A 20,718-nucleotide genomic window follows, 5' to 3' on the forward strand; every position below is an offset into this window, starting at 1 on the left:
AAAGTACTTGAAAGCATTACCGTGACTTTAACCGGTAAAGACAAGTTTGGTCGCGCGGTGTCACTGACGCGTACAACAGATACGAATGGACAATATGCGTTTGAAAACCTAGTCGAAGCAAATGCTGATGGTTACTCAGTTGCTGCAACCCTCTCAGGCAATACAGCTCATGAGAATGGTAAAGATTATCTGAAGATAGGTGCCAATCGCACAGAATCAGATACAGCAAATAGCACCGTTAACGTTCCACTATCTGGAACGAATAAATCAGCGACTGTGGACTTTACAGAGAAGCTTAAGCCTGTAGGTTACAGTATCGCTGGTAAGGTGTTCTTAGATACTTTGCAGGATGGTGAACTTGAAGCTGCTGAGTTAGACAAAGTACTTGAAAGCATTACCGTGACTTTAACCGGTAAAGACAAGTTTGGTCGCGCGGTGTCACTGACGCGTACAACAGATACGAATGGACAATATGCGTTTGAAAACCTAGTCGAAGCAAATAAAGGTGGTTACTCTGTCGCAGCAACCTTCTCAGGCAATACAGCTCATGAAAATGGTAAAGATTATCTGAACATAGGTGCAAATCGCACTGAGTCAAACACGGTAAACAGCACTGTTAAAGTTGATCTAACGGATGCAAACAAATCAGCAACAGTAGACTTTACTGAAAAACTGAAACCAGTTAATTTCGAAGTATCAGGTCGCGTATTCCTAGATACTTTACAAGACGGTGAGCTTGAAACTGCCGAGCTAGATAAAGCACTAGAAAACATCACAATCACGCTGACAGGTAAAGACAAGTTTGGCCGCGATGTATTACTGACGCGCACAACAGATGTTAATGGCCAGTACACGTTTGCAGATTTAACTGAAGCAAATGCCGATGGTTACAGCGTGACAGCGACACAGTCCGGTCTTGCAAACCACCTTGATGGAAAAGACTACTTGGTTGTGGGCGGAAGTCACACTGAATCTCAAACAGCAAGTAATACGGTTGTGGTAGGTTTAACTGCTGCTACTCGCTCAGCAACAGTGGACTTTACAGAGCAGTTAGAGCCAGAAAGTCGCAATATTTCAGGCCGTGTATTCCTAGATACCTTACAAGATGGCGAACTTGAAGTAGCAGAGCTAGATAAAGCACTAGAAAACATCACAATCACGCTGACAGGTAAAGACAAGTTTGGCCGCGCAGTTTCGCACACTCAAGTGACCAAAACTGACGGCACTTATACATTTACAGGTTTAATAGCGGCGAATGATGCTGGTTATACGGTAACAGCAGCGCAATCAGGAATTGCTAAACAACTAAATGGTCAAGATTATTTAATCTTGGGTGCTGCGAAAACAGCCTCAAATACAGCTGACAATTCAGTCATTGTGGCATTGTCAGGTAACACAGAGACGGCTGGTGTTGACTTCACAGAGATGTTAGCTGATGAAGATCGCCGTATATCTGGTCGCGTGTTCTTAGATACTCAACAAGATGGTGAGCTTGAAGCGGCAGAGCTTGATAAAGCCCTCGAAAATATTACAGTCACGCTGACAGGTAACGACATCTTTGGGCGTTCTGTCTCACGTACTCAAACAACCCAAGTTGATGGTACTTACACATTCACAGGTTTAACGGCGGCGAATGATGCGGGTTATAAGCTTCATGCGAGTTCTGGCAGTTATGTGAATGGTAAAGATTACCTCACCACATCAGGTGTAACGACTACATCTGACATGTCTGACAACACAGTTCTAGTAAAGTTAAGCGGTTCGAATGAGCAAGCAACGGTTGATTTCACTGAATTACCAAAAGCAGGTGAAGGTAGTATTACCGGCCGTGTATTCTTTGATGCTCAGCAAGATGGTGAGTTAGAGGCTGCTGAATTAGATAAACCGCTATCGGCTGTGTCAATCTCACTTGTAGGTAGAGATATTTATGGTCGTACTGTAACGCTTCAGGCGCAAACCAATGAGCTAGGTCAATTTAACTTCGCCAACTTAACTGCTGCGAATGATGCAGGCTACACAGTTACAGCGGGCTCTGGTGGCTTTAGCAATGGTCTTGATTACTTAACCATCGCAAGGTCAACAACCCAGCTAGATGCAGGGAATAACGCCATTGTAGTGAAGCTAACTGAGTCAACGCTGGCAGCAAATATTGACTTCACTGAGCAACCTAACGATGGCGCTAAAACGATCCGCGGTTCTGTGTTTGTTGATACCGAGCAAGATGGTCAATTAGAGGCTGCTAAAGGCGATACTGCATTAACACAGGTAATAGTGACCCTTGCTGGTCGAGATCAATATGGTCGTGAAGTCAATCAAACTGCGCAAACTGATGTCCAAGGTGGCTTTGAGTTTACCCGCTTACATGAAGCAGATAGCACAGGTTATGTGATCACACATGCACTTGTGTCGCCATATCGTGATGGTTTTGATTACCAAGATGGCGCGCGCACAGCGAAACAACCTGACACTGAGCACACCCATGGTATTCGTTTTGAGTCACAAGAGACGGTTGTGTATGACATGACAGAGCGCTTACCTGCCAATGACGGGGTTATTACTGGGCAATTGATTGTCGATGTTGATCAGAACGGTCGTTTCGATGAACAGGATATCGCTATTGCTGATGCTAAGATCACGTTAACGGGTAAAGATCTATTAGCGCGTGATGTGTCTCTATCGGTGCAGACAGATGCACAAGGTCGTTTTGAATTTACGCAATTATTTGCATCAAATAATCAAGGTTATCAACTCGCGCATCAACAAGTTGCGCCTTACTTAGACGGGCTTGATTACCTAGACGGTAAGCAAGTTGACTCAACAGATGATGTGATTGCAAATATTACCATCACTGCGGCGTCACGTACGTCATTGTTACTAACCGAGCAGTTGCCTGAAAACACAGCGAAAATATCGGGTCGTGTGTTTGTGGATATCGCTCAAAACGGTGTATTTGAAGCTCAAGACGTGGTGTTACCTCAAGTCACCCTGCAGTTGTCAGGTCTAAATGTGCTTGGTCAAAGCGTATCACTTACTACCCAGACTGATGAGCAAGGTGACTTTAGCTTCGAGCAGTTGTATGCATCTGATGCTGCGGGCTATCAAGTAAGCCAAGTACAGCCTGCACAGTATATTGATGGTGCTGACTACTTAAATACGCAACGTATTTCAGAGCAAAATGATTTGATCTCTGATCTGGTTCTGAATGCGGGTCAGCAGCAAACGTCGCTGATTTTCACTGAGCAATTTAATGAATTAGGCAGTATTGCTGCACAGGTTTATTTAGATGCGGATCAGAATGGTGTACCAAGTGACATTGAACTGGGCCTACCAGCTGTTACTGTGACATTAGTCGGGACTGATATTTATGGTCGTGAAGTCTCGCTTGAACAGCCAACAAATGAGCAAGGCATTGTTAAGTTCGAAGGACTTGCAGCTAGTGACACGCAAGGTTATGTATTAACTCAGTCTCAGCCGGAAGGTTACTTTGATGGTAAAGAGTCTGATCAAGGTGTGGTACTTGCTGAAAATAACGATCAGATCAGCATCACACTTGCGTCTGAACAACAAAGAACTGGGCTTGCCTTTGCTGAGCTTGAAGCGGGTAGTATTGCCGGTCATGTTTATGTCGATAGTGATAACAGCGGTACATTTGCAAATGATGCAGATCGTGCAATTGCCTATGTGACATTAACGCTAAAAGGTAATGACTTATTTGGTCAGCCGCTAGAGCGTCAGGTTCAAACTGATATTGATGGCGCATACCAGTTTACGGGGTTACCGCCAAGCGATGGCAACGGGTATCAGGTTAGCCAAGCACAACCAGAGTTCTACCTAGATGGCTTAGATTATATTGCCGGCGTTGTTGTTGAAAACTCAACGCAAACAGATGTTATTTATGTTGGCGTATTAAAATCAGCTCAGCAAATCAACAACATAGACTTTACAGAAGCGTATGGCCTTGCGGTGATGGGCTATGTGTTTGTTGATAAACAAGACCAAGGAGTTTTAACGCTGGCAGACGATATGTCAGAGATTGCAATTGCCAACAGCGAAATCACGCTAACAGGCTATGACTACCGAGGTCAGTCGGTTGAAATGACCACCACCACCGACGAAAACGGTCAATATCGTTTTGAAAAACTCGCACCGAGTGATGAGCAAGGCTATGCGATTTCGCAGACCACTCAACCAAGCGATTACATCGATGGTTCGGAGTCATTCAATGAAGAAGTGTTTGCCAACTCGAAAGGCCGTGATGACATCTTTACGGTAGAGCTTAAAGAGTTACAAACCTTCGGTATGTATAACTTTGCCGAGCTACCTCGTGCTTCATTAGCTGGCGCCGTATATGTTGATAGCAACGAAGACGGTGTGCTTAATGACTCTGAGCAGCTACGTGTCGGTAATGTTGAGATCACCCTTGAAGGTACAACCTTAGAGGGTGAAGCAGTGAACCTGACAGTGCGCACCGATGAGCAAGGTGAATACCTGTTCGACTACCTTCGTCCTGGCCAATACAGCATTACTCAAACTCAACCGTCAGCATGGCTAGACGGTGAAGAGCAGCTTGGTTCATTAGGCGGCGAAGTCGGTCAGGATACCTTTACTAATATCAATTTAGAGCTTGGCGTAAAAGGCTCGGGTTACTACTTTGCTGAACGTGGTAGTCACCTAAGCGGTACGGTTTATGTTGATTTAAATGACAACGGCACCCAAGAAAGTAATGAGCTGGGTCTTGCGAATACACAGCTATTTATTTCGGGTACCGACTTAGACGGCCAGCCTGTGCAACGTGAAGTACTGACTGACGGGTATGGTCGTTACCAGTTTAAGCAACTGCCATTAAGTGGTGGCGAAGGCTTTACTATCACCGAAACACAACCTGAAAATACTCAAGATGGTCTAGACAGCATTGGTAGTATTGGCGGTGTACAAGAGCAAAATGACGAGCTGAAGCACATTCAGATCATCGAGCATATCACCCATGCAGTAGACTATAACTTCGGTGAGCAACTGATGGACCCGGCGAGTATCAGTGGTCTAGTGTGGCTCGATAAAAACCATAACCGCGCCAAAGATGACAACAACGGTCAGTCGGGTTGGATAGTTGAGCTATTACTTGACCCGCAAACAGGTGAAGCCAACCCACTAGACGCAGAGCCGTTGGCAACCACGACCTCGGATGAAAATGGTCGCTACACCTTTGCAGGCCTACCAGTTGGCACCTATGAAATTCGTTTCCGCCACCCTCAAGGAGGGGTTATTTACGGCACGCCAGTGACTGATGATCCTGACGCATCGAGCGAAAAAGGCACCATCTTAAACCTTCGCTTAAGTGCCGGAGAAGAGGTCGATAACCAGTCATTACCTATCGATCCATCAGGGGTGGTGTACGATGCGCAAACGCGTAAGCCAATTCAAGGTGCGATCGTAAAGATCATCGGCCCTGCAGGCTTTGAACCAGATCTACACTTGGTTGGTGGCAGTGCGAACGTTGAACAAACGACTGCAGAAGATGGTTTCTATCAGTTCTTATTCTTCGCGCAAGCACCAACGGGTATTTACCGTTTAGAAGTTACTGAGCCAGTTGGTTACTTAGCAGGGGGCTCAACACAGATCCCTGTGTGTGAAAACACCTTAACGGCAGGTGCGAGTGAGTTACCTATATTGGTGCATTTTGAGGAGCAGGTGCCGCAATTAGACGCACCAATTCATGATCCGAGCGCGTGTGTGGCGCATTCAGATCAGATCACCCAGAACAACACCAGTACTCAGTACTATCAGAGTTTCTATATCGATCCTAAATTACCGTCAGGCAATGTGGTGAATAACCATATTCCGCTCGACCCGTACGGCGATGACATGGTGCAGGTAAGTAAAACGGCATTAAAACAAGATGTGGTGATTGGTGAGCTAGTACCTTATCAGATCAGCTACAAAAACCGCTCTAGTGAGACATTAGCGCCTTTGTCTTTAATCGACCAACTACCTGCTGGCCTGAAATATGTGCCGGGTAGTGCCCGTGTTGATGGTTTTGTCAAAGAGCCTGAAGTACTTGGTCGCGTACTACGTTGGCACAGTTACAGCCTGGCTCCTGAGCAAGTGATAAACATCGAGCTGATGGTTGTGGTAGGCAGTGGTGTAAGCCAAGGCACTTATATTAACCAAGCATGGAGCGAGTTTATTGGAGGTCAGCATTCACTTGATAGCGGCTGGCGTATTTCAAATATTGCCACAGCAGCTGTGCGTGTTATTCCAGATCCGGTATTCGACTGTAGTGATTTGAGCGGTAAAGTATTTAATGACCTCAACCGCAATGGCTATCAAGATGGCGATGAAAAGGGTTTACCTGCAGTGCGTTTGGCCACGGCACAAGGCTTGTGGATCACCACTGACGAGCATGGTCGTTATCACCTAGCCTGTGCCGATATACCAAATGCAGTACGTGGTAGCAATTTCATCGTTAAGGTCGATGAGCGCAGCTTACCGTCTGGTGTACGTATTGTGTCTGAAAACCCACGTGTAGTGCGTTTAACGCGTGGTAAATCACAGAAAGTTGATTTTGCTGCCAATATTCACCGAGTGGCGCGTATTCAACTAACACCAAGCGCGTTTGTTGAAAACCAGCTTGCTGATGATTACAAAACACGTTTAGTGGCATTACTCGATGCGCTTGATACGCGTCCAACGGTGATCCGTGTGGCTTATCAGGCCGAGCCGTCACTACAGACAGATCAACAACTGAATAACTTAAAGCACTGGCTAAGCGAACAAGCTGAGCTCAGAGACTTACAGCTAACCATAGAAACAGAAATGACCCCAGTAGCAATTCCTACCTTGTCTTCTCTAACTAAGGAGACAAGCCATGACTAAATTACCTTCATTGAGCCCAATTATGCTTGGGCTGGTTTTGGGCTTGCCAGCTTATGTGCAGGCTGAGGAAGCGCAACCCGTACTACCTAAAGCTGGGGTGGCGAAAAACACCGAGCAAGTGTTAGTACAAAAACACTTTGTATTTCATGGTCTGGCCGCACCAACCCCTAAAACGGTGCAAGAAGATTACACTGAGCAAAGCGATCATAAAGCAGAGTTTGTGAAAGAGTCGGCTATCCGCTTCGTATCGGGCAAGCATTACTTAACCGGCTCAACACGTCGCGAAATGAACCGTATTGTGGATTTTTTACGTGGTAAAAAGCAGCTGCGTATTCATTTTATTGGTCATGCCGACTCACAGCGCTTAAGTCCGAGAGCGAAAAAGATCTATAAAACCAACCAAGGTCTGTCTGAGCACCGAGCGAAAATTGTGTCGGAGTTCTTCCGTCAGCAGTTAGAACTCGATCCGTCTGTGATCACCACAGAAGGTCGCTCGAACCACGAACCAGTCGCAGATAACGGCACGCTTGAGGGGATGGCGAGAAACCGCCGCGTAGAAGTCATTGCCGTCTACATTGAAGAAAAAACCAAAACTCGCGAAGTAATGGGAGCCATGCCTAGCCGCGATCTGGTTTGTCAGGGCGCGCTTGCTAATGCTGCACCTATGATGATCACATTAGATGGTGAAGCATTTTCTGATCAAGACAGCAGTAATAACGCCGATGAACAGCGCTGTGCTGACGTTGCACTAGCCAACATGCAACTGCAACTGAAGTACGATCCAATTAACCTTATTCCGCGTTTGAGTGTTCAGCATGCGCTCACTAAGTCGGGCAATACCCTGATGATGCACTTGCGTGGTTACAGCAACTACGATGCATTTATCGATTATGCAGAAGTGCAGATCATGGCGCCGGATGGTCGTTCAATTTTAACCAAGGTTAAATTAGACAAAAACCACAATGGTAAATGGCGACTACCTGGCAACTTGCTAGGTATGAGTTTGCAGTATCGTCTGCGTGTTTACGATAAACACGGTCGCTACGACGATACACAAATGCAGCAAGTAGACTTTAGACCGCGCTTTGCGGTCGAAGCTGACAAAGTCGATGGTTACTTGATGACCGCCTACGGCGAGTCGCAGATTGCACAAAAGAATATCAAGCTCAATGGCGGCATGTTGACTCTGTACGGTGAGCAAGTGCCAGATCGCCATAACGTGTATTTCTTAGGGCGTACTGTCGCCATTACCCGTGAGCGCAAGTTTGTGCATCAACAAATTGTCCATACTGGTTTTCATCGTGCTGAAGTAGCGGTACTTGATGGTGAAGGCAACGGTCATTTAATTCACCGCGACTTGGAATTGCCAGAAAGCGATTGGTTTTATGTGGCGATGGCCGACTTGACACTGGGTCAAAACAGTCACAATGGACCTGTTGAGCTACTTTCTAGCGATCACAACAAAGATGGCAACTTATTCGCAACGGGTCGTTTAGCCGGTTACATCACAGGTAAATGGCGCGACGAATACAAGGTCACTGCACGGGTAGACACCCAAGAGCAGCCAGTCAATAAACTGCTCTCAGGATTACATGAAAAAGACCCGAATAGCCTGTTCCGTCGCTTAGAAGAAGAGCAACACCCAGCCGAATATGGCGACGATTCAGTGGTGCAAGATGATGCGCCTTCAAACGGTAAAGTGTATTTAAAAATCGCCAAAGATGACTCGCACGTGATGTGGGGTAACTTCTTTACTAAGATCCAAGATACCGAGCTGGCACGAGTTGAGCGCGGCTTATACGGTTTGCAAACTCAGTATCAGAGCGAAGCAAAAACCAGCTTTATGGACGCAAGTACTCAAGCGCAAGTGTTTGTTGCTCAAGCTGAAACTATGCCTGCGTTTGAATCTCATCGCGCCACAGGCGGCTCACTCTATTACTTACAGCATCAAGATATTGTGCGCGGCTCAGAGCAGCTTGCCATTGAAGTGCGTGATAAAACTTCAGGCTTAGTGCTAGTCAGGCGCTCGCTGATGGCAGGGCAAGATTACGACATTGATGCGCTGCAAGGCCGAGTTATTCTAAATCGCCCGCTGTCGTCATTTGAACAAGACGATCTGGTGGTACGTGCCGCTGCCATGGATGCCAATCCGGTATTCTTAACAGCGCAATACGAATTTACCCCAGGTTTTGATGAGCTCGACAACCTCTCTTACGGTGCGCGTGTCAGCCATTGGTTGACCGAGCAAGTGAAAGTGGGCGCGACACTGAGCGAGCAACAACTCGATAGTCACGATGACAGCTTATATGCCCTAGATGCGACTTATCGACTGAGCGAGCACAGCCATGTAAAAGTTGAAGTTGCTCAATCAGAAGGCATTGGCGAAACACTGAACTCATTTAATGGCGGCATGAATTTTAATCCGGTGCAATCGGGCATGCTACCAGTAAAAGCCAATGCGCAGCGCATTGAAGCGGCATTCTCTTTGGCTGATTTATTTACTCAAAATAATGATGAGGCAGAAGAGGTATCGCGTCTGCAATTCTATTGGCAGAAAATGCAAGCGGGCTTCTCGGGCGTAGGCCAAACCAGCCGCACCGATACCACACTTGCGGGTATTAAAGGCGAGTTTGAGCTCAGCGATGACACACAGTTAATTGTCAAAGCCGATCAAAATAAACAACAAGCGCTTGAACAGCGTCAAGCCGTTGAAGTGAATGTTGCCCATCAGGTGAATGACAATTGGCAAGCAACCGCGGGTATTCGCCACGACGATAGAGAGCCGTTACAGGCGCTTGCTAATTCAACGCCTTCACCGCTCAACCTAGATCAAGGTGCGCGCACCGATGCGGTTGTACAACTTGACTACCAAGGTGCAACAGATTGGCAGGCCTATGGTTTTGTGCAAGCCACTTTGAATAGCGAGTCGAGCAGGTTGCGTAATAATCGTGTTGGCTTAGGTGGTGAAATTCAGTTGACTGAAAAGCTGGCTCTTAATGGTGAAATCTCTGACGGTAATTTGGGCTTGGCCGGAAAAGTCGGGGTCAGCTACGACTATGCGCCAGAAAGCAATCTCTATGTTGATTTTAGTGACGACCCCGATGGCGGCATGATTACTCAAGGCAAACAGAAAAATTGGGTAACGGGTGCTAAGCATCGCTTTAACGACAGCACTAGCATGTATGCCGAGCAGTTATGGCAATCACAAGCGCAACAGCAGGGGCTAACTCACGCCTATAGTATTGATCATCAGATCAATAGTCGCTGGCTGGTGAGGGTGAACTTTGAGACGGGTGAGCTAGAAAGTGACACCAGCAAAGTGCAGCGTGACGGTACAGGACTGTCAATTAGTTATACTTCGCCGATTTTCCAGTGGCGTAGTGCCATTGAATATCGTGAAGATCAAGACAGCACACAAACTCGCACGTCTTGGTTAACGCGTCAAAACCTGCGAGCCAACTTAAACGAAGATTGGCGCGCACAATTGCGCTTTGATTGGGCGAAGAGTGATTCATCTCAACAAGCCGAAGTGGGCGCGCTGAATAGCGACTTTACTGAAGCTCAGTTTGGAGTTGCATATCGACCATTAAAAGCGAGCCCTTGGTCGGGTCTTGCGTCAGTGACTTATCTTGAAGATTTAGCACCTGCAGGACAGCTAAATGGCATTGGCCTTGATAACACACCACAGCAACGCAGCCGAGTTTGGGCAGTGGATGTGAATTATCAGCTCACACCTAAATGGCGTTTTGGTACTAAACTCGCTGAGCGTCATGGTGAAATGCGTATGCGTGATGGCAACAGTCCATGGTTCGACTCCACCGCATCACTCCAAGTGTTTAGAGCCGACTACCATTTACAACACAACTGGGATGCCACACTAGAATGGCGTCGCCTAGCCGTAGACTTGGCACAAGATCAACGTGACGGCGCATTAATTGGCATTCATCGCCACATTGGTGAACATATGAAGTTAGGTGTGGGTTACAACTTTACCGACTTCTCTGATGATCTTACTGATCTAGACTATGACTCAAAAGGTTGGTTTATCAACCTAGTGGGTAAATTCTAAGTTTTGGGCGTGGCATAAAGCCAAGCCCACAGGTTTTAACTGAATTCGGCTTGTAGGCGCGATTTTATATCGCGCTGTTAATGTAGGCCGTCGTTGACGGCGACAACCGATTTCATAGCAAAAACCTCGTTATCTTCGCTTCAAACTAAATTGTTTATAAAAGCTTCATCTTGATAGTTAGGTCATTATTCAGAAGTGCGTTAGAATAGAGGTAACTTTATTCGAAAATAGCAGTGAATGACAAAACAGGATCCCCATCTCCAACGAGAGCAAGAAAAATACGATAACCCGGTACCAAGCCGTGAGTTTATTTTAGAGCACATCAAAAAAGCCCCAGCGAAAGCCACGACGTTTAGCCATCTTTGTAGCAGTCTTAATGTATTTGAAGAAGACCGACAAATTGCATTTAAGCGTCGCTTGCGTGCAATGGAGCGTGACGGTCAGCTGCATTTTAATAAATTTAAGCGCTACGTGATCCCAACTGACGATGGATTAGTGAAAGGTCGTGTGATTGGGCATCGTGATGGGTTTGGCTTTTTAGTCGTTGAAGGTGAGCCAAAAGATTGGTTTATTGCTAAGCACCAGATGAACTCGGTACTACACGGCGATATCGTACTTGCAAAAGCGGCCAGTCGCGGCAGCGGCGGTAAAGTCGAAGCGCGCATTGTTCGTGTGCTAGAGAGTGAGCGCGCGCCGATTATTGGCCGTTATTTCGTGGAGTATGGCTCTGCGGTGGTGGTGCCAGAAGATCCAAGGATCACACAAGATATTATTATTCTGCCAGGCTCCGAAGGTGGTGCGCGTCACAATCAAATGGTGCAAGTGGAGATCACGCAGCGTCCAAGTCGTCAAATGAATGCAGTAGGTCGTGTGACTGATGTACTGGGTGACCATATGGCACCGGGCATGGAAATCGAAGTGGCACTTCGTAATCATGATATTCCCCATGAATGGCCTGACAAAGTCGTTGATCAAGTTGCAAAGCACGGCGAATTTGTAGAAGAAGCAGATAAAAAAGGGCGTGTCGATTTACGTCACTTACCGCTAGTGACCATAGATGGTGAAGATGCCCGAGATTTTGATGATGCAGTTTACTGTGAACGTAAAAAGTCAGGTGGCTGGCGTTTATGGGTCGCGATTGCTGATGTCTCGCACTATGTACCAAAAGGCAGCCCGCTAGATAAAGAAGCGATAGAGCGCGGTAACTCAGTGTATTTCCCTGAGCAAGTGATCCCCATGCTGCCAAAAGTGTTATCAAACGGCCTGTGTTCACTGAACCCGAAAGTAGACCGGCTATGTATGGTGGCAGAAATAACAGTGTCAGAAGCCGGTAATTTATCTGGTTATCGTTTTTACGAAGCGGTGATGAATTCACATGCACGACTAACTTACACCAAAGTACACAGTATTTTGCAAGGCGATGAAGTGCTACGTGAGCAATATGCTGAGCAAGTGCCGCACCTCACTGATTTGCACCAAATGTATATGGCGCTTAAGTCTTCTCGCCAGCAGCGCGGGGCGATTGAGTTTGAAACGGTTGAAACGCGTTTTGTGTTTAACGCACATCGTAAGATTGAATCAATCGTACCTGTCGTCCGTAACGATGCACACAAACTCATTGAAGAGTGTATGATTTTAGCAAACGTCGCTGCAGCTAAATTGCTTGAAAAGCATGAAGCGCCAGCACTGTATCGTGTGCATGACGAGCCTGATCAAGAAAAACTGAGTCACTTTAGACAGTTCTTAAATGACTTGGGTATTGAAAGTAACCTTGCTAATGACCCATCTCCGTTAGAGTTGACCGAAGCACTGGCACAATTGGGTGAGCGCCCAGAGCAAGAGCTGATTCAAACCATGTTGCTCCGCTCAATGAAACAAGCGGTTTATCAGCCTGATAACATCGGTCATTATGGTTTGGCATTAAAAGCCTATGCGCATTTTACTTCGCCAATCCGTCGTTATCCTGATCTGGTTGTGCACCGTGCGATCAAAGCTATTTTAGCATCTCAAGGTCAGCAAACATCTGGCGAATATGCCTATGAAAATGATGAAGCCGATCAACTGGGCGAACAGTGTTCAATGACTGAGCGCCGTGCAGACGATGCGACTCGCGAAGTAGCCGACTGGCTGAAATGCGAGTTTATGCAAGATCATGTCGGCAGTGAATTTAGCGGTGTTGTTTCATCGGTGACTAATTTTGGTTTATTTGTACGTTTAGATGAGCTACAAATCGATGGCATGATCCATGTGTCGACACTGGGTAATGAGTTCTTCCATTTTGATGGCGCGAAACATTGCCTTGTGGGTGAACATAGTCATCAGGTTTATCGTTTAGGCGACAAGTTACAAGTGCAAGTGTCGTCAGTCAGTTTAGACGAACGCCGTATCAATCTGGTGCTTGCGGGTGAGTTAGTGCAAGACCGCTATGCGCGCCGAAGAGCTAAGCCTTCAACAAGTCGCTCGACAGATAAACCGAGTCGTAAACCAAGCGTGCGAGAGCAGCTTAAAGCAGGTAAAATCCCGGGTAAATCGACTAAGTCGGGTGAGCAAGCGAGTGAAACTCGAGGCGAGAGCCATGATGGCAAGCATAGCTCAAAACGTAACGAACAAGGTAAAAAGCCTAAAAAAGGCAAGAAGACGACGCCTAAAGGTAAACTAAAAAAAGCCAAGAAGGCAGCACTCGATAACCCAACGGGTGCTAAAAAGTCTAAAAAGACCAAAGCAAAGAAAACGCGCCCAGGTAAAAATGCCCGCAAACGCACGAAACCGAGCGCAGGAGAATAGAGACAGTGAGCAGTGAATTAATTTTTGGTTTTCATTCTATCGAAGCAATTTTAGCGAATGAACCTGAGCGCTTTTTAGAGATCTTTGCATTAAAAGGTCGTGAAGATAAGCGTTTGAATCCTGTAATTAATGAAGCGCGTAAATTTGGCATTTCAGTGCAATTTATGCAGCGTAAAGCATTAGATAACAAAGCCAACGGTGAGCAGCACCAAGGCATCATGGCACGTGTAAAACCCGCGCGTCAGTACAGCGAAAAAGATCTTGATGAGATCATTGCCCGTGAAGCAACACCTTTCTTTTTAGTATTAGATGGTGTTACTGATCCACATAATCTAGGTGCATGTTTGCGTAGTGCAGATGCGGCTGGAGTACATGGCGTGATTGTGCCAAAAGATAAGTCAGCCAAGCTTAACGGTACAGCCCGTAAAGTTGCTTGTGGCGCAGCGGAAACCGTACCACTTATTCAAGTAACTAACCTGGCGCGTACATTACGTGACATTAAAGAAGCCGGTGTATGGGTTGTTGGTACTGCAGGTGAAACGGATACCCATGTGTTTGATGCCAACCTAACTGGCCCGATGGCCATTGTTATGGGGGCAGAAGGTGATGGTATGCGCCGTCTAACGCGCGAGCATTGCGACGTGCTAGTTAAAATCCCAATGGTTGGTACGGTATCAAGTTTGAACGTATCAGTAGCAACGGGTATTTGTTTATTTGAAGTGCTGCGTCAACGTAGTCTTTAATAAGCCAGATAACCACATGAAAAAGCACGATTGGTATCGTGCTTTTTTTGTGTCGTCATTGGTAGCGTTAATATTTGAGTTATCCCGATATAATTTGTCGGGCTAAAGCCGCGACCTACATTTTAAAACAGGCATTAGAAACGTATGAGCGATTTTATATCACATTTCTAATGTAGGACGTCATTTATGGCGACAATGACTTTTTGTGTTTCTGCGCGTGGCATAAAGCCAAGCATACAGATAGTTTTCAGCAGTGGATTTGTAGGCGCGATTTTATATCGCGCAATGTTTAAATCTTTACCTAAGCAGCAATCTTATCTGCTAATAACTCTGCCAATTCATACAAGGAACTAACTGTATAGGTTGGCTTAATACCTTCTTTTCCTTCAACACCCGCATGTTGTAACCAGCAGCTATCTATGCCAAAACGGTTTGCCCCTAGCACATCGCTTTCTAAGGTATCACCCACCATCAGCACCTTACTTTTATCTGGATTACCCAGTTTTGCTAACGCAGCAGCGAAAGGTTCAGGTGCCGGTTTTGCTTTACCAATTTGCTCTGAAATGATCAAAGCTTCAAAGTAATCTGCAAAGCCGGTATGGGCTAAACGTTTTTGCTGCAATTTAGTAAAACCATTGGTGATGATCCCAAGTTTCACTTTGCCATGCAGTGATTCAAGCAAGGCTTTTGCGCCTAGCAATGGCTGACAGATCTCTGCCATGGCATCCAAAAATGCGTCGTTTAACTCTTGTGGTTTGACGTTGAGCTCTGCCGCTAGTTTTGTGAAGCGAGTGACTTGCAACGTTTCAGCATTAATTTCACCATTTTGATATTGCACCCAAAGCGCTGCGTTATCGTCTTTATATCCTTGATAATCTTGCTCACTGAATTCAACACCATAGTTTAATAACATGGTTTTCAAACCTAGATAGGCGTTAAAGCTAAATAGGGTTTCATCTGCATCAAATAAAATATGTGTGTACTGCATCGTGTTATCACTTATTGTAGAGTTCAGGGTGATTAAATGGCGCCATCGCAAGTAATAAAGCTTGTGTATAGCTACTTTCACGGGTTGCTAGATGATTGGTTAGTAAACCAATTGCACCGCCTTTTTGTTTGATGTTTTCGGTATTGAATAAATCATCCATCACATGGCCCAACTCCTCACCCGCCAGTAATTTATCATAAACCGATTGTGGTAGAGGCAAGTTGCAACTACGACCAATGCTGGTTTGTTTACCATCTGAAATAACCACAAAGGCAAAAGTGGCTGGACCATAGCTAAACTGATTTGCACCGCCTTCCATTGCACAGTAAAAGTCAGCCTGATGATGTTTTATAAGATGTTTAACGCGGTTTTCAGCACCGATGCGAGTATCGTCTTCTCCTAAAGGCTGATCGGGCACGCCACTTGGGGCATGCATACCTTGGCAATCAAGCGTGTGCTCAGGGAAGTACTGAGTGAAAATTTCTTTGGCAGCGGCCACTTTGACCGGATTTTGTGAGCCAACAAGTATTTTTAAAGAAGGCATTATCCCGTGCTCCTTTTATCAGTTGAGCAACTAGTCTAATGTTTTATGAGCGACTTAACTACGTTTTAAATGTTAGAAATAATTAATCGTTGAATTGATCTCTAAATGGGTAAATCAACCGGTGCCATATTCTCCAGCGCCCGTTTTTTTACCAGCAGATCTTTTATAAGCGGGGTTAGCACTAACTCCATCGCGAGTCCCATCTTTCCTCCTGGAACAACCAAAGTATTGACTCGAGACATAAAGCTGCCATCGATCATTTGCAAGTAATAAGGAAAGTCTACGTTGTCGATGCCACGAAAGCGGATAACCACAAAGCTTTCATCGAGAGAAGGAATATCTTTGGCGCTAAATGGGTTTGAAGTATCAACGGTTGGTACGCGCTGAAAATTAATGTGTGTTCGAGAAAACTGTGGCGTAATATGGGTAATGTAATCATCCATACTACGAACAATAGAAGTCATCACCGCTTCACGAGAATGGCCGCGCTCATTAGTATCGCGGATCATTTTTTGGATCCACTCAAGGTTAACAATAGGCACCATGCCAATCAGTAAATCAACATGCTTAGCAACGTCATGTTCATCAGTGACCACACCACCATGTAACCCTTCGTAAAACAACATGTCTGAGTTAGGCTCTAAATCTTGATAGGGGGTGAAGGTGCCGGGGAGTTGGTTATAAGGTACGGCTTCATCAAAGGTGTGTAAATAGCGTCTTAGTTTACCCGTGCCATGCTCACCATATTCAGAAAATAAGGTTTCAAGACCTGCAAAGTCATTGGCCTCTTGACCAAAATAACTGATGTGTTTGCCTTCTTGTAGCGCTTCTCGCTTTAGCTTGTCCATTTCTGGGCGAGTGAAACGATGAAAACTATCACCCTCTACAAAAGCAGCATTTGCCTCAAGGCTGCGGAAAATATGTTTAATCGCATTGGTGGTAGTGGTAGTGCCAGCACCTGAGCTACCAGTTATCGCAATGATTGGGTGTTTTTGAGACATATTAACCTGCTGATGTAGTTTTTTATAAGTGCAAATAGATTATTTACCTGTTTGATGTTACCTGAAGGTTAAGAGATAGCAAGCATTTCAAATTCCGTGCTTGTATAGTGTATTGGTTGTGTTTTGTTTTTGGTGAAATGCAAAAGCCTCGTTATGATAGAGACATATTTCCGCTCATTTGCGAAAAAGAGCAATAAAAAAGCATGACCAAATAAGGGATGTCCATGTATAAAAAAATGGCTTTAGCTGTCAGTTGTAGTTTAGTTTTCACTGGTTCAGTATTTGCAAATACGTTCCCTAGTAGCCAGATTTATTTGGCGACAGAACTTGAAAATGGCATTAAGGTGAAACCAATCACGGGTGCAAAGGGTTACCACAATCAACCCTTAGTGACAAAAGACGGCATCTATTTTACGCAATCGGTCACTGACGGTGATAAAAGTCAGATGGACTTGTTCTTTTATGATTTTAATAAAGCCAGCGCTGAGAATTTAACGAACTCGCCGGTTTCTGAGTACTCACCGACGTTATACCCTCATGAAGCGGGGTTATCTAGCATTGTTGTTGAAGCTGATGGTAAACAGAAGCTATGGTTTTATCCATTCGATAAAAACCAAGCACCAAAGCGCATTTTCGACCATATTGAACCGGTTGGTTATCACGCTTGGGGTAACACTGAAGATTTGGTGATGTTTATCCTCGGTGAGCCACATACACTGCAATACACAGATTTAACCGGTCATTTACCGAAAGTAGTTGCGGGTGATATTGGCAGAAGTTTGGCGTATAACGAAAAACGTTCGCTTTACTCGTTCACATATCAAGAAGACAACCAGCATTGGTTTGCGACTTTCTCGCCTAAAACGCAGCAAGTTAAACAACACTTTGTGATGCCAAAGCAAGTACGAGATTACACCTGGATTGATTCAGATACCGTGGCTTATGCCATTGATAACCGCATTTATACACGCAATATTGAGCAGCCTAAGCAAGTATCTCAGTGGCATAACTTTACTTCATATTGTGACTCGCAAATTACCAGATTAAGTTACAAACAAGGCAAAATGGCATTTGTTTGTCAAAAATTGTAATTCTCAAAGCAATCTTTTTTGATGTTAGTTACAATTAACGCATTATTTTTAGGATAAACAGTTTTTAGGGGCTAGTGATGGCAATTTTAGTAACAGGCGGTGCGGGTTATATTGGTTCACACACGGTTTTAGAACTATTAAATCAAGGCGACGAAGTGATAGTTGTCGATAACTTAAGTAATTCGTCGTCAGAATCATTGAAGCGGGTTGCCGAGATCACAGGTAAAGAAGCAATTTTTTACCAAGGCGATATTTTAGATAAAGCATTCTTAGATTCAGTATTCGCACAACATAGTATTGAGCAAGTTATCCATTTTGCTGGTTTAAAAGCGGTCGGTGAGTCGGTTCAAAAGCCTATTGAGTACTACCAAAATAACGTACAGGGTACGCTAAGTTTACTTGATGCTATGCGTGATGCAGGTGTATTTAAGTTGGTATTTAGCTCATCAGCAACCGTTTATGGCGACCCTGCAAGTCTACCGATTCGTGAAGACTTCCCGGTGGGTGGTACCACTAACCCATATGGCACGTCTAAGCTAATGGTTGAAATGGTACTACAAGATGTTGCTAAATCAGACCCTCGTTGGGCGTTTGCAATTTTACGTTACTTCAACCCTGTCGGCGCGCATAAGTCTGGTCTCATTGGTGAAGATCCAAATGGTATTCCTAATAACTTACTACCTTACATTTCACAGGTAGCGGTAGGTAAATTAACGCAACTCGGTGTTTTTGGTGACGACTACGATACCAAAGACGGCACAGGCGTTCGTGACTATATCCACGTCGTTGATTTAGCCATTGGCCACTTAAAAGCGTTGAATAAAATCAACGCTGAAGCTGGCGCACATATCTACAACCTAGGTACAGGTAACGGCTACTCAGTATTCGAAATGGTCACCGCTTTTGAGAAAGCAGCCAACAAACCAGTACCATACGAAGTTAAACCGCGTCGTCCTGGTGACATTGCTGCGTGTTACGCAGCGCCAGAAAAAGCACTTAACGAGCTAGGTTGGCAAGCCGAACGCGGTATTGATGAAATGATGGAAGATACGTGGCGCTGGCAAAGTAATAACCCGAACGGGTATTAATGTTTTTACGATAGCCATGTCATATATTCTAAAACGGTCACATCATGTGGCCGTTTTTATATCTATTAATGAATGGTATAATTTGCCGCTAATTTTGGGCTATGCCTAATTCAAACCTTATACAATCAAAGCTGTGAAATGCTTTGCATTAAGATCATATAGTTAGAGGTAATTTGTGACGACTCAAGCACTAGACCGCCGTTTTTCTGTTGCACCTATGCTGGATTGGACTGACCGTCATTGCAGGACTTTCCACAGAAAATTGTCTAAACATGCGGTGCTGTATACAGAAATGATCACAACCGGTGCCATTTTGTTTGGTAAAGGTGATTATTTGGCGTTTGGTGAACATGAGTTACCTGTGGCGCTGCAGTTAGGTGGCTCAGACCCTGAAGCATTGGCAAAGTGTGCGAAGAAAGCCGATGAATATGGGTATAGCGAGATTAACCTTAATGTAGGCTGCCCGTCTGATCGTGTACAAAACGGCCGTTTTGGTGCGTGTTTAATGGCCGAGCCGCAGCTGGTGGCTGAGTGTATTGCGGCAATGAAAGCGCAAACTGATGTGCCTGTGACGGTAAAAACACGTATTGGTATTGATGAGCAAGACAGCTACGAGTTCCTAACCACGCTGATTGAAGCGGTTAAAGATGTGGGTTGTGATGACTTTATCATCCATGCGCGTAAGGCTTGGTTACAGGGGTTAAGTCCAAAAGAAAACCGTGAGATCCCACCGCTTGATTATCCACGTGTATACCAGTTGAAAAAAGATTACCCAGATTTACACATCAGTATTAATGGTGGCGTTAAAACCATTGAGGAATGTCAGCATCACTTAACGCATATTGATGGGGTGATGGTTGGTCGTGAAGCTTACAGTAACCCGTTTATGTTATCGCAGGTTGATGAGCTATTGTACGGTGGTGAAGCGTTTACGCAGACTCGCCATGAAGTGGTTCGCAGCATGTATGATTACTTTGAAGCACAAATGAGTGAAGGCGCGAATTTCTGGCATATTGCTCGCCACATGTTAGGTATTTTCCAAAACCAACCGGGTGCGCGAGGGTATCGCCGTCATTTATCAGAAAATGGCCATAAGAAAGGCTCGGGCATTGAGGTGATGGAAAAAGCACTGGCGTTTGTACCTGAAATGTAAGGTTTTAGAGTTTAAAAATACTAAAAGAAGCCGCTTACCTAAGCGGCTTCTTTGTTTTTATATACGATGACTCTAACTCTCGAGTAAAAATACACGGAGTAAACCCGCGCCTACATCTTTCAGTGTTTCTGTTGTTGGATTGTCGCCGTAAACGACGACCTTGTATCTCTCCTTGATGAGTGTTTAGCTAGCACTTATCAATTCTGGAAGTCAGTGAGCTTGACGACGACCTGAGCACTCAGATGCTGTTTTGTAGATTGGGCCCTGACTTCCTAACCTCCATTAAACTGAATGGTATCCTAGCGCCCCAAATTCGGGTGACGCTGTATGTACAAGGGGAGTAGATAGAGATGAAAGCATTTATTGGAATTGATATAGGAAAAG

Annotated in this window: 10 protein-coding genes; 7 read left to right on the plus strand and 3 right to left on the minus strand. The window is 45.2% G+C overall.

Translation table 11 applies throughout. The features are described from left to right. The first annotated feature begins 21 nt into the window (after nucleotides 1-21). The 4 genes from AAEU28_RS17760 to rlmB all read left to right on the plus strand — a co-directional run bounded on the left by AAEU28_RS17760 (nucleotide 22) and on the right by rlmB (nucleotide 14,469). Nucleotides 22-6,873 carry an SdrD B-like domain-containing protein gene (locus AAEU28_RS17760; protein WP_421965304.1) on the plus strand — a complete coding sequence of 2,284 codons (6,852 nt, stop codon included), beginning with the start codon at nucleotides 22-24 and terminating at the stop codon, nucleotides 6,871-6,873. Continuing rightward, on the plus strand, nucleotides 6,866-10,942 hold the full coding sequence (locus tag AAEU28_RS17765; RefSeq protein WP_421965305.1) for an OmpA family protein: 4,077 nt from the start codon (nucleotides 6,866-6,868) through the stop codon (nucleotides 10,940-10,942). Before AAEU28_RS17760 ends, AAEU28_RS17765 begins: the two co-directional genes overlap by 8 nt. 237 nt (nucleotides 10,943-11,179) lie before the next feature. Then, on the plus strand, nucleotides 11,180-13,726 hold the full coding sequence (rnr, locus tag AAEU28_RS17770) for a ribonuclease R (protein ID WP_421965306.1): 2,547 nt from the start codon (nucleotides 11,180-11,182) through the stop codon (nucleotides 13,724-13,726). 5 nt (nucleotides 13,727-13,731) lie between these two features. Beyond that, nucleotides 13,732-14,469 carry a 23S rRNA (guanosine(2251)-2'-O)-methyltransferase RlmB gene (rlmB, locus tag AAEU28_RS17775; RefSeq protein ID WP_058028683.1) on the plus strand — a complete coding sequence of 246 codons (738 nt, stop codon included), beginning with the start codon at nucleotides 13,732-13,734 and terminating at the stop codon, nucleotides 14,467-14,469. 301 nt (nucleotides 14,470-14,770) lie between these two features. Here the strand turns inward: rlmB and yjjG are convergent, their stop codons facing one another. The 3 genes from yjjG to AAEU28_RS17790 all read right to left on the minus strand — a co-directional run bounded on the left by yjjG (nucleotide 14,771) and on the right by AAEU28_RS17790 (nucleotide 17,002). Beyond that, a complete protein-coding gene (gene yjjG / locus AAEU28_RS17780; protein ID WP_421965307.1) occupies nucleotides 14,771-15,457 on the minus strand; it encodes a pyrimidine 5'-nucleotidase in 687 nt (228 codons plus the stop codon). Nucleotides 15,458-15,464: 7 nt separating this feature from the next. Continuing rightward, entirely contained in the window at nucleotides 15,465-16,001 is a 537-nt protein-coding gene (yjjX, locus tag AAEU28_RS17785; protein WP_138561968.1) for an inosine/xanthosine triphosphatase, read from the minus strand. A gap of 101 nt (nucleotides 16,002-16,102) precedes the next feature. Then, nucleotides 16,103-17,002, minus strand: coding sequence for a phosphoribulokinase (locus AAEU28_RS17790; RefSeq protein ID WP_421965308.1), 900 nt, complete (start codon nucleotides 17,000-17,002; stop codon nucleotides 16,103-16,105). 224 nt (nucleotides 17,003-17,226) lie between these two features. Here AAEU28_RS17790 and AAEU28_RS17795 point away from each other — a divergent pair, with 224 nt between their 5' ends. From AAEU28_RS17795 to dusA, 3 genes are all read left to right on the plus strand, one after another. After that, the gene (locus AAEU28_RS17795) at nucleotides 17,227-18,093 is read left to right on the plus strand and encodes a hypothetical protein (RefSeq protein ID WP_421965309.1); all 867 of its coding nucleotides are present in this window, start codon (nucleotides 17,227-17,229) and stop codon (nucleotides 18,091-18,093) included. Nucleotides 18,094-18,170: 77 nt separating this feature from the next. Continuing rightward, entirely contained in the window at nucleotides 18,171-19,181 is a 1,011-nt protein-coding gene (galE, locus tag AAEU28_RS17800; protein WP_421965310.1) for a UDP-glucose 4-epimerase GalE, read from the plus strand. 175 nt (nucleotides 19,182-19,356) lie between these two features. Continuing rightward, a complete protein-coding gene (gene dusA / locus AAEU28_RS17805; protein ID WP_421965311.1) occupies nucleotides 19,357-20,334 on the plus strand; it encodes a tRNA dihydrouridine(20/20a) synthase DusA in 978 nt (325 codons plus the stop codon). The last annotated feature ends 384 nt before the right edge of the window (nucleotides 20,335-20,718 follow it).

This window comes from Pseudoalteromonas sp. SS15 (assembly GCF_049257195.1).
Lineage (GTDB): Bacteria > Pseudomonadota > Gammaproteobacteria > Enterobacterales > Alteromonadaceae > Pseudoalteromonas.

What these genes read in the sequence shown, in the direction of transcription:
- AAEU28_RS17765 (WP_421965305.1), top strand. Translation starts at nt 6,866, where the DNA reads ATGACTAAATTACCTTCATTGAGCCCAATTATGCTTGGGCTGGTTTTG.
- rnr (WP_421965306.1), top strand. Translation starts at nt 11,180, where the DNA reads ATGACAAAACAGGATCCCCATCTCCAACGAGAGCAAGAAAAATACGAT.
- yjjG (WP_421965307.1), bottom strand. Translation starts at nt 15,457, where the DNA reads ATGCAGTACACACATATTTTATTTGATGCAGATGAAACCCTATTTAGC.
- yjjX (WP_138561968.1), bottom strand. Translation starts at nt 16,001, where the DNA reads ATGCCTTCTTTAAAAATACTTGTTGGCTCACAAAATCCGGTCAAAGTG.
- AAEU28_RS17790 (WP_421965308.1), bottom strand. Translation starts at nt 17,002, where the DNA reads ATGTCTCAAAAACACCCAATCATTGCGATAACTGGTAGCTCAGGTGCT.
- AAEU28_RS17795 (WP_421965309.1), top strand. Translation starts at nt 17,227, where the DNA reads ATGTATAAAAAAATGGCTTTAGCTGTCAGTTGTAGTTTAGTTTTCACT.
- galE (WP_421965310.1), top strand. Translation starts at nt 18,171, where the DNA reads ATGGCAATTTTAGTAACAGGCGGTGCGGGTTATATTGGTTCACACACG.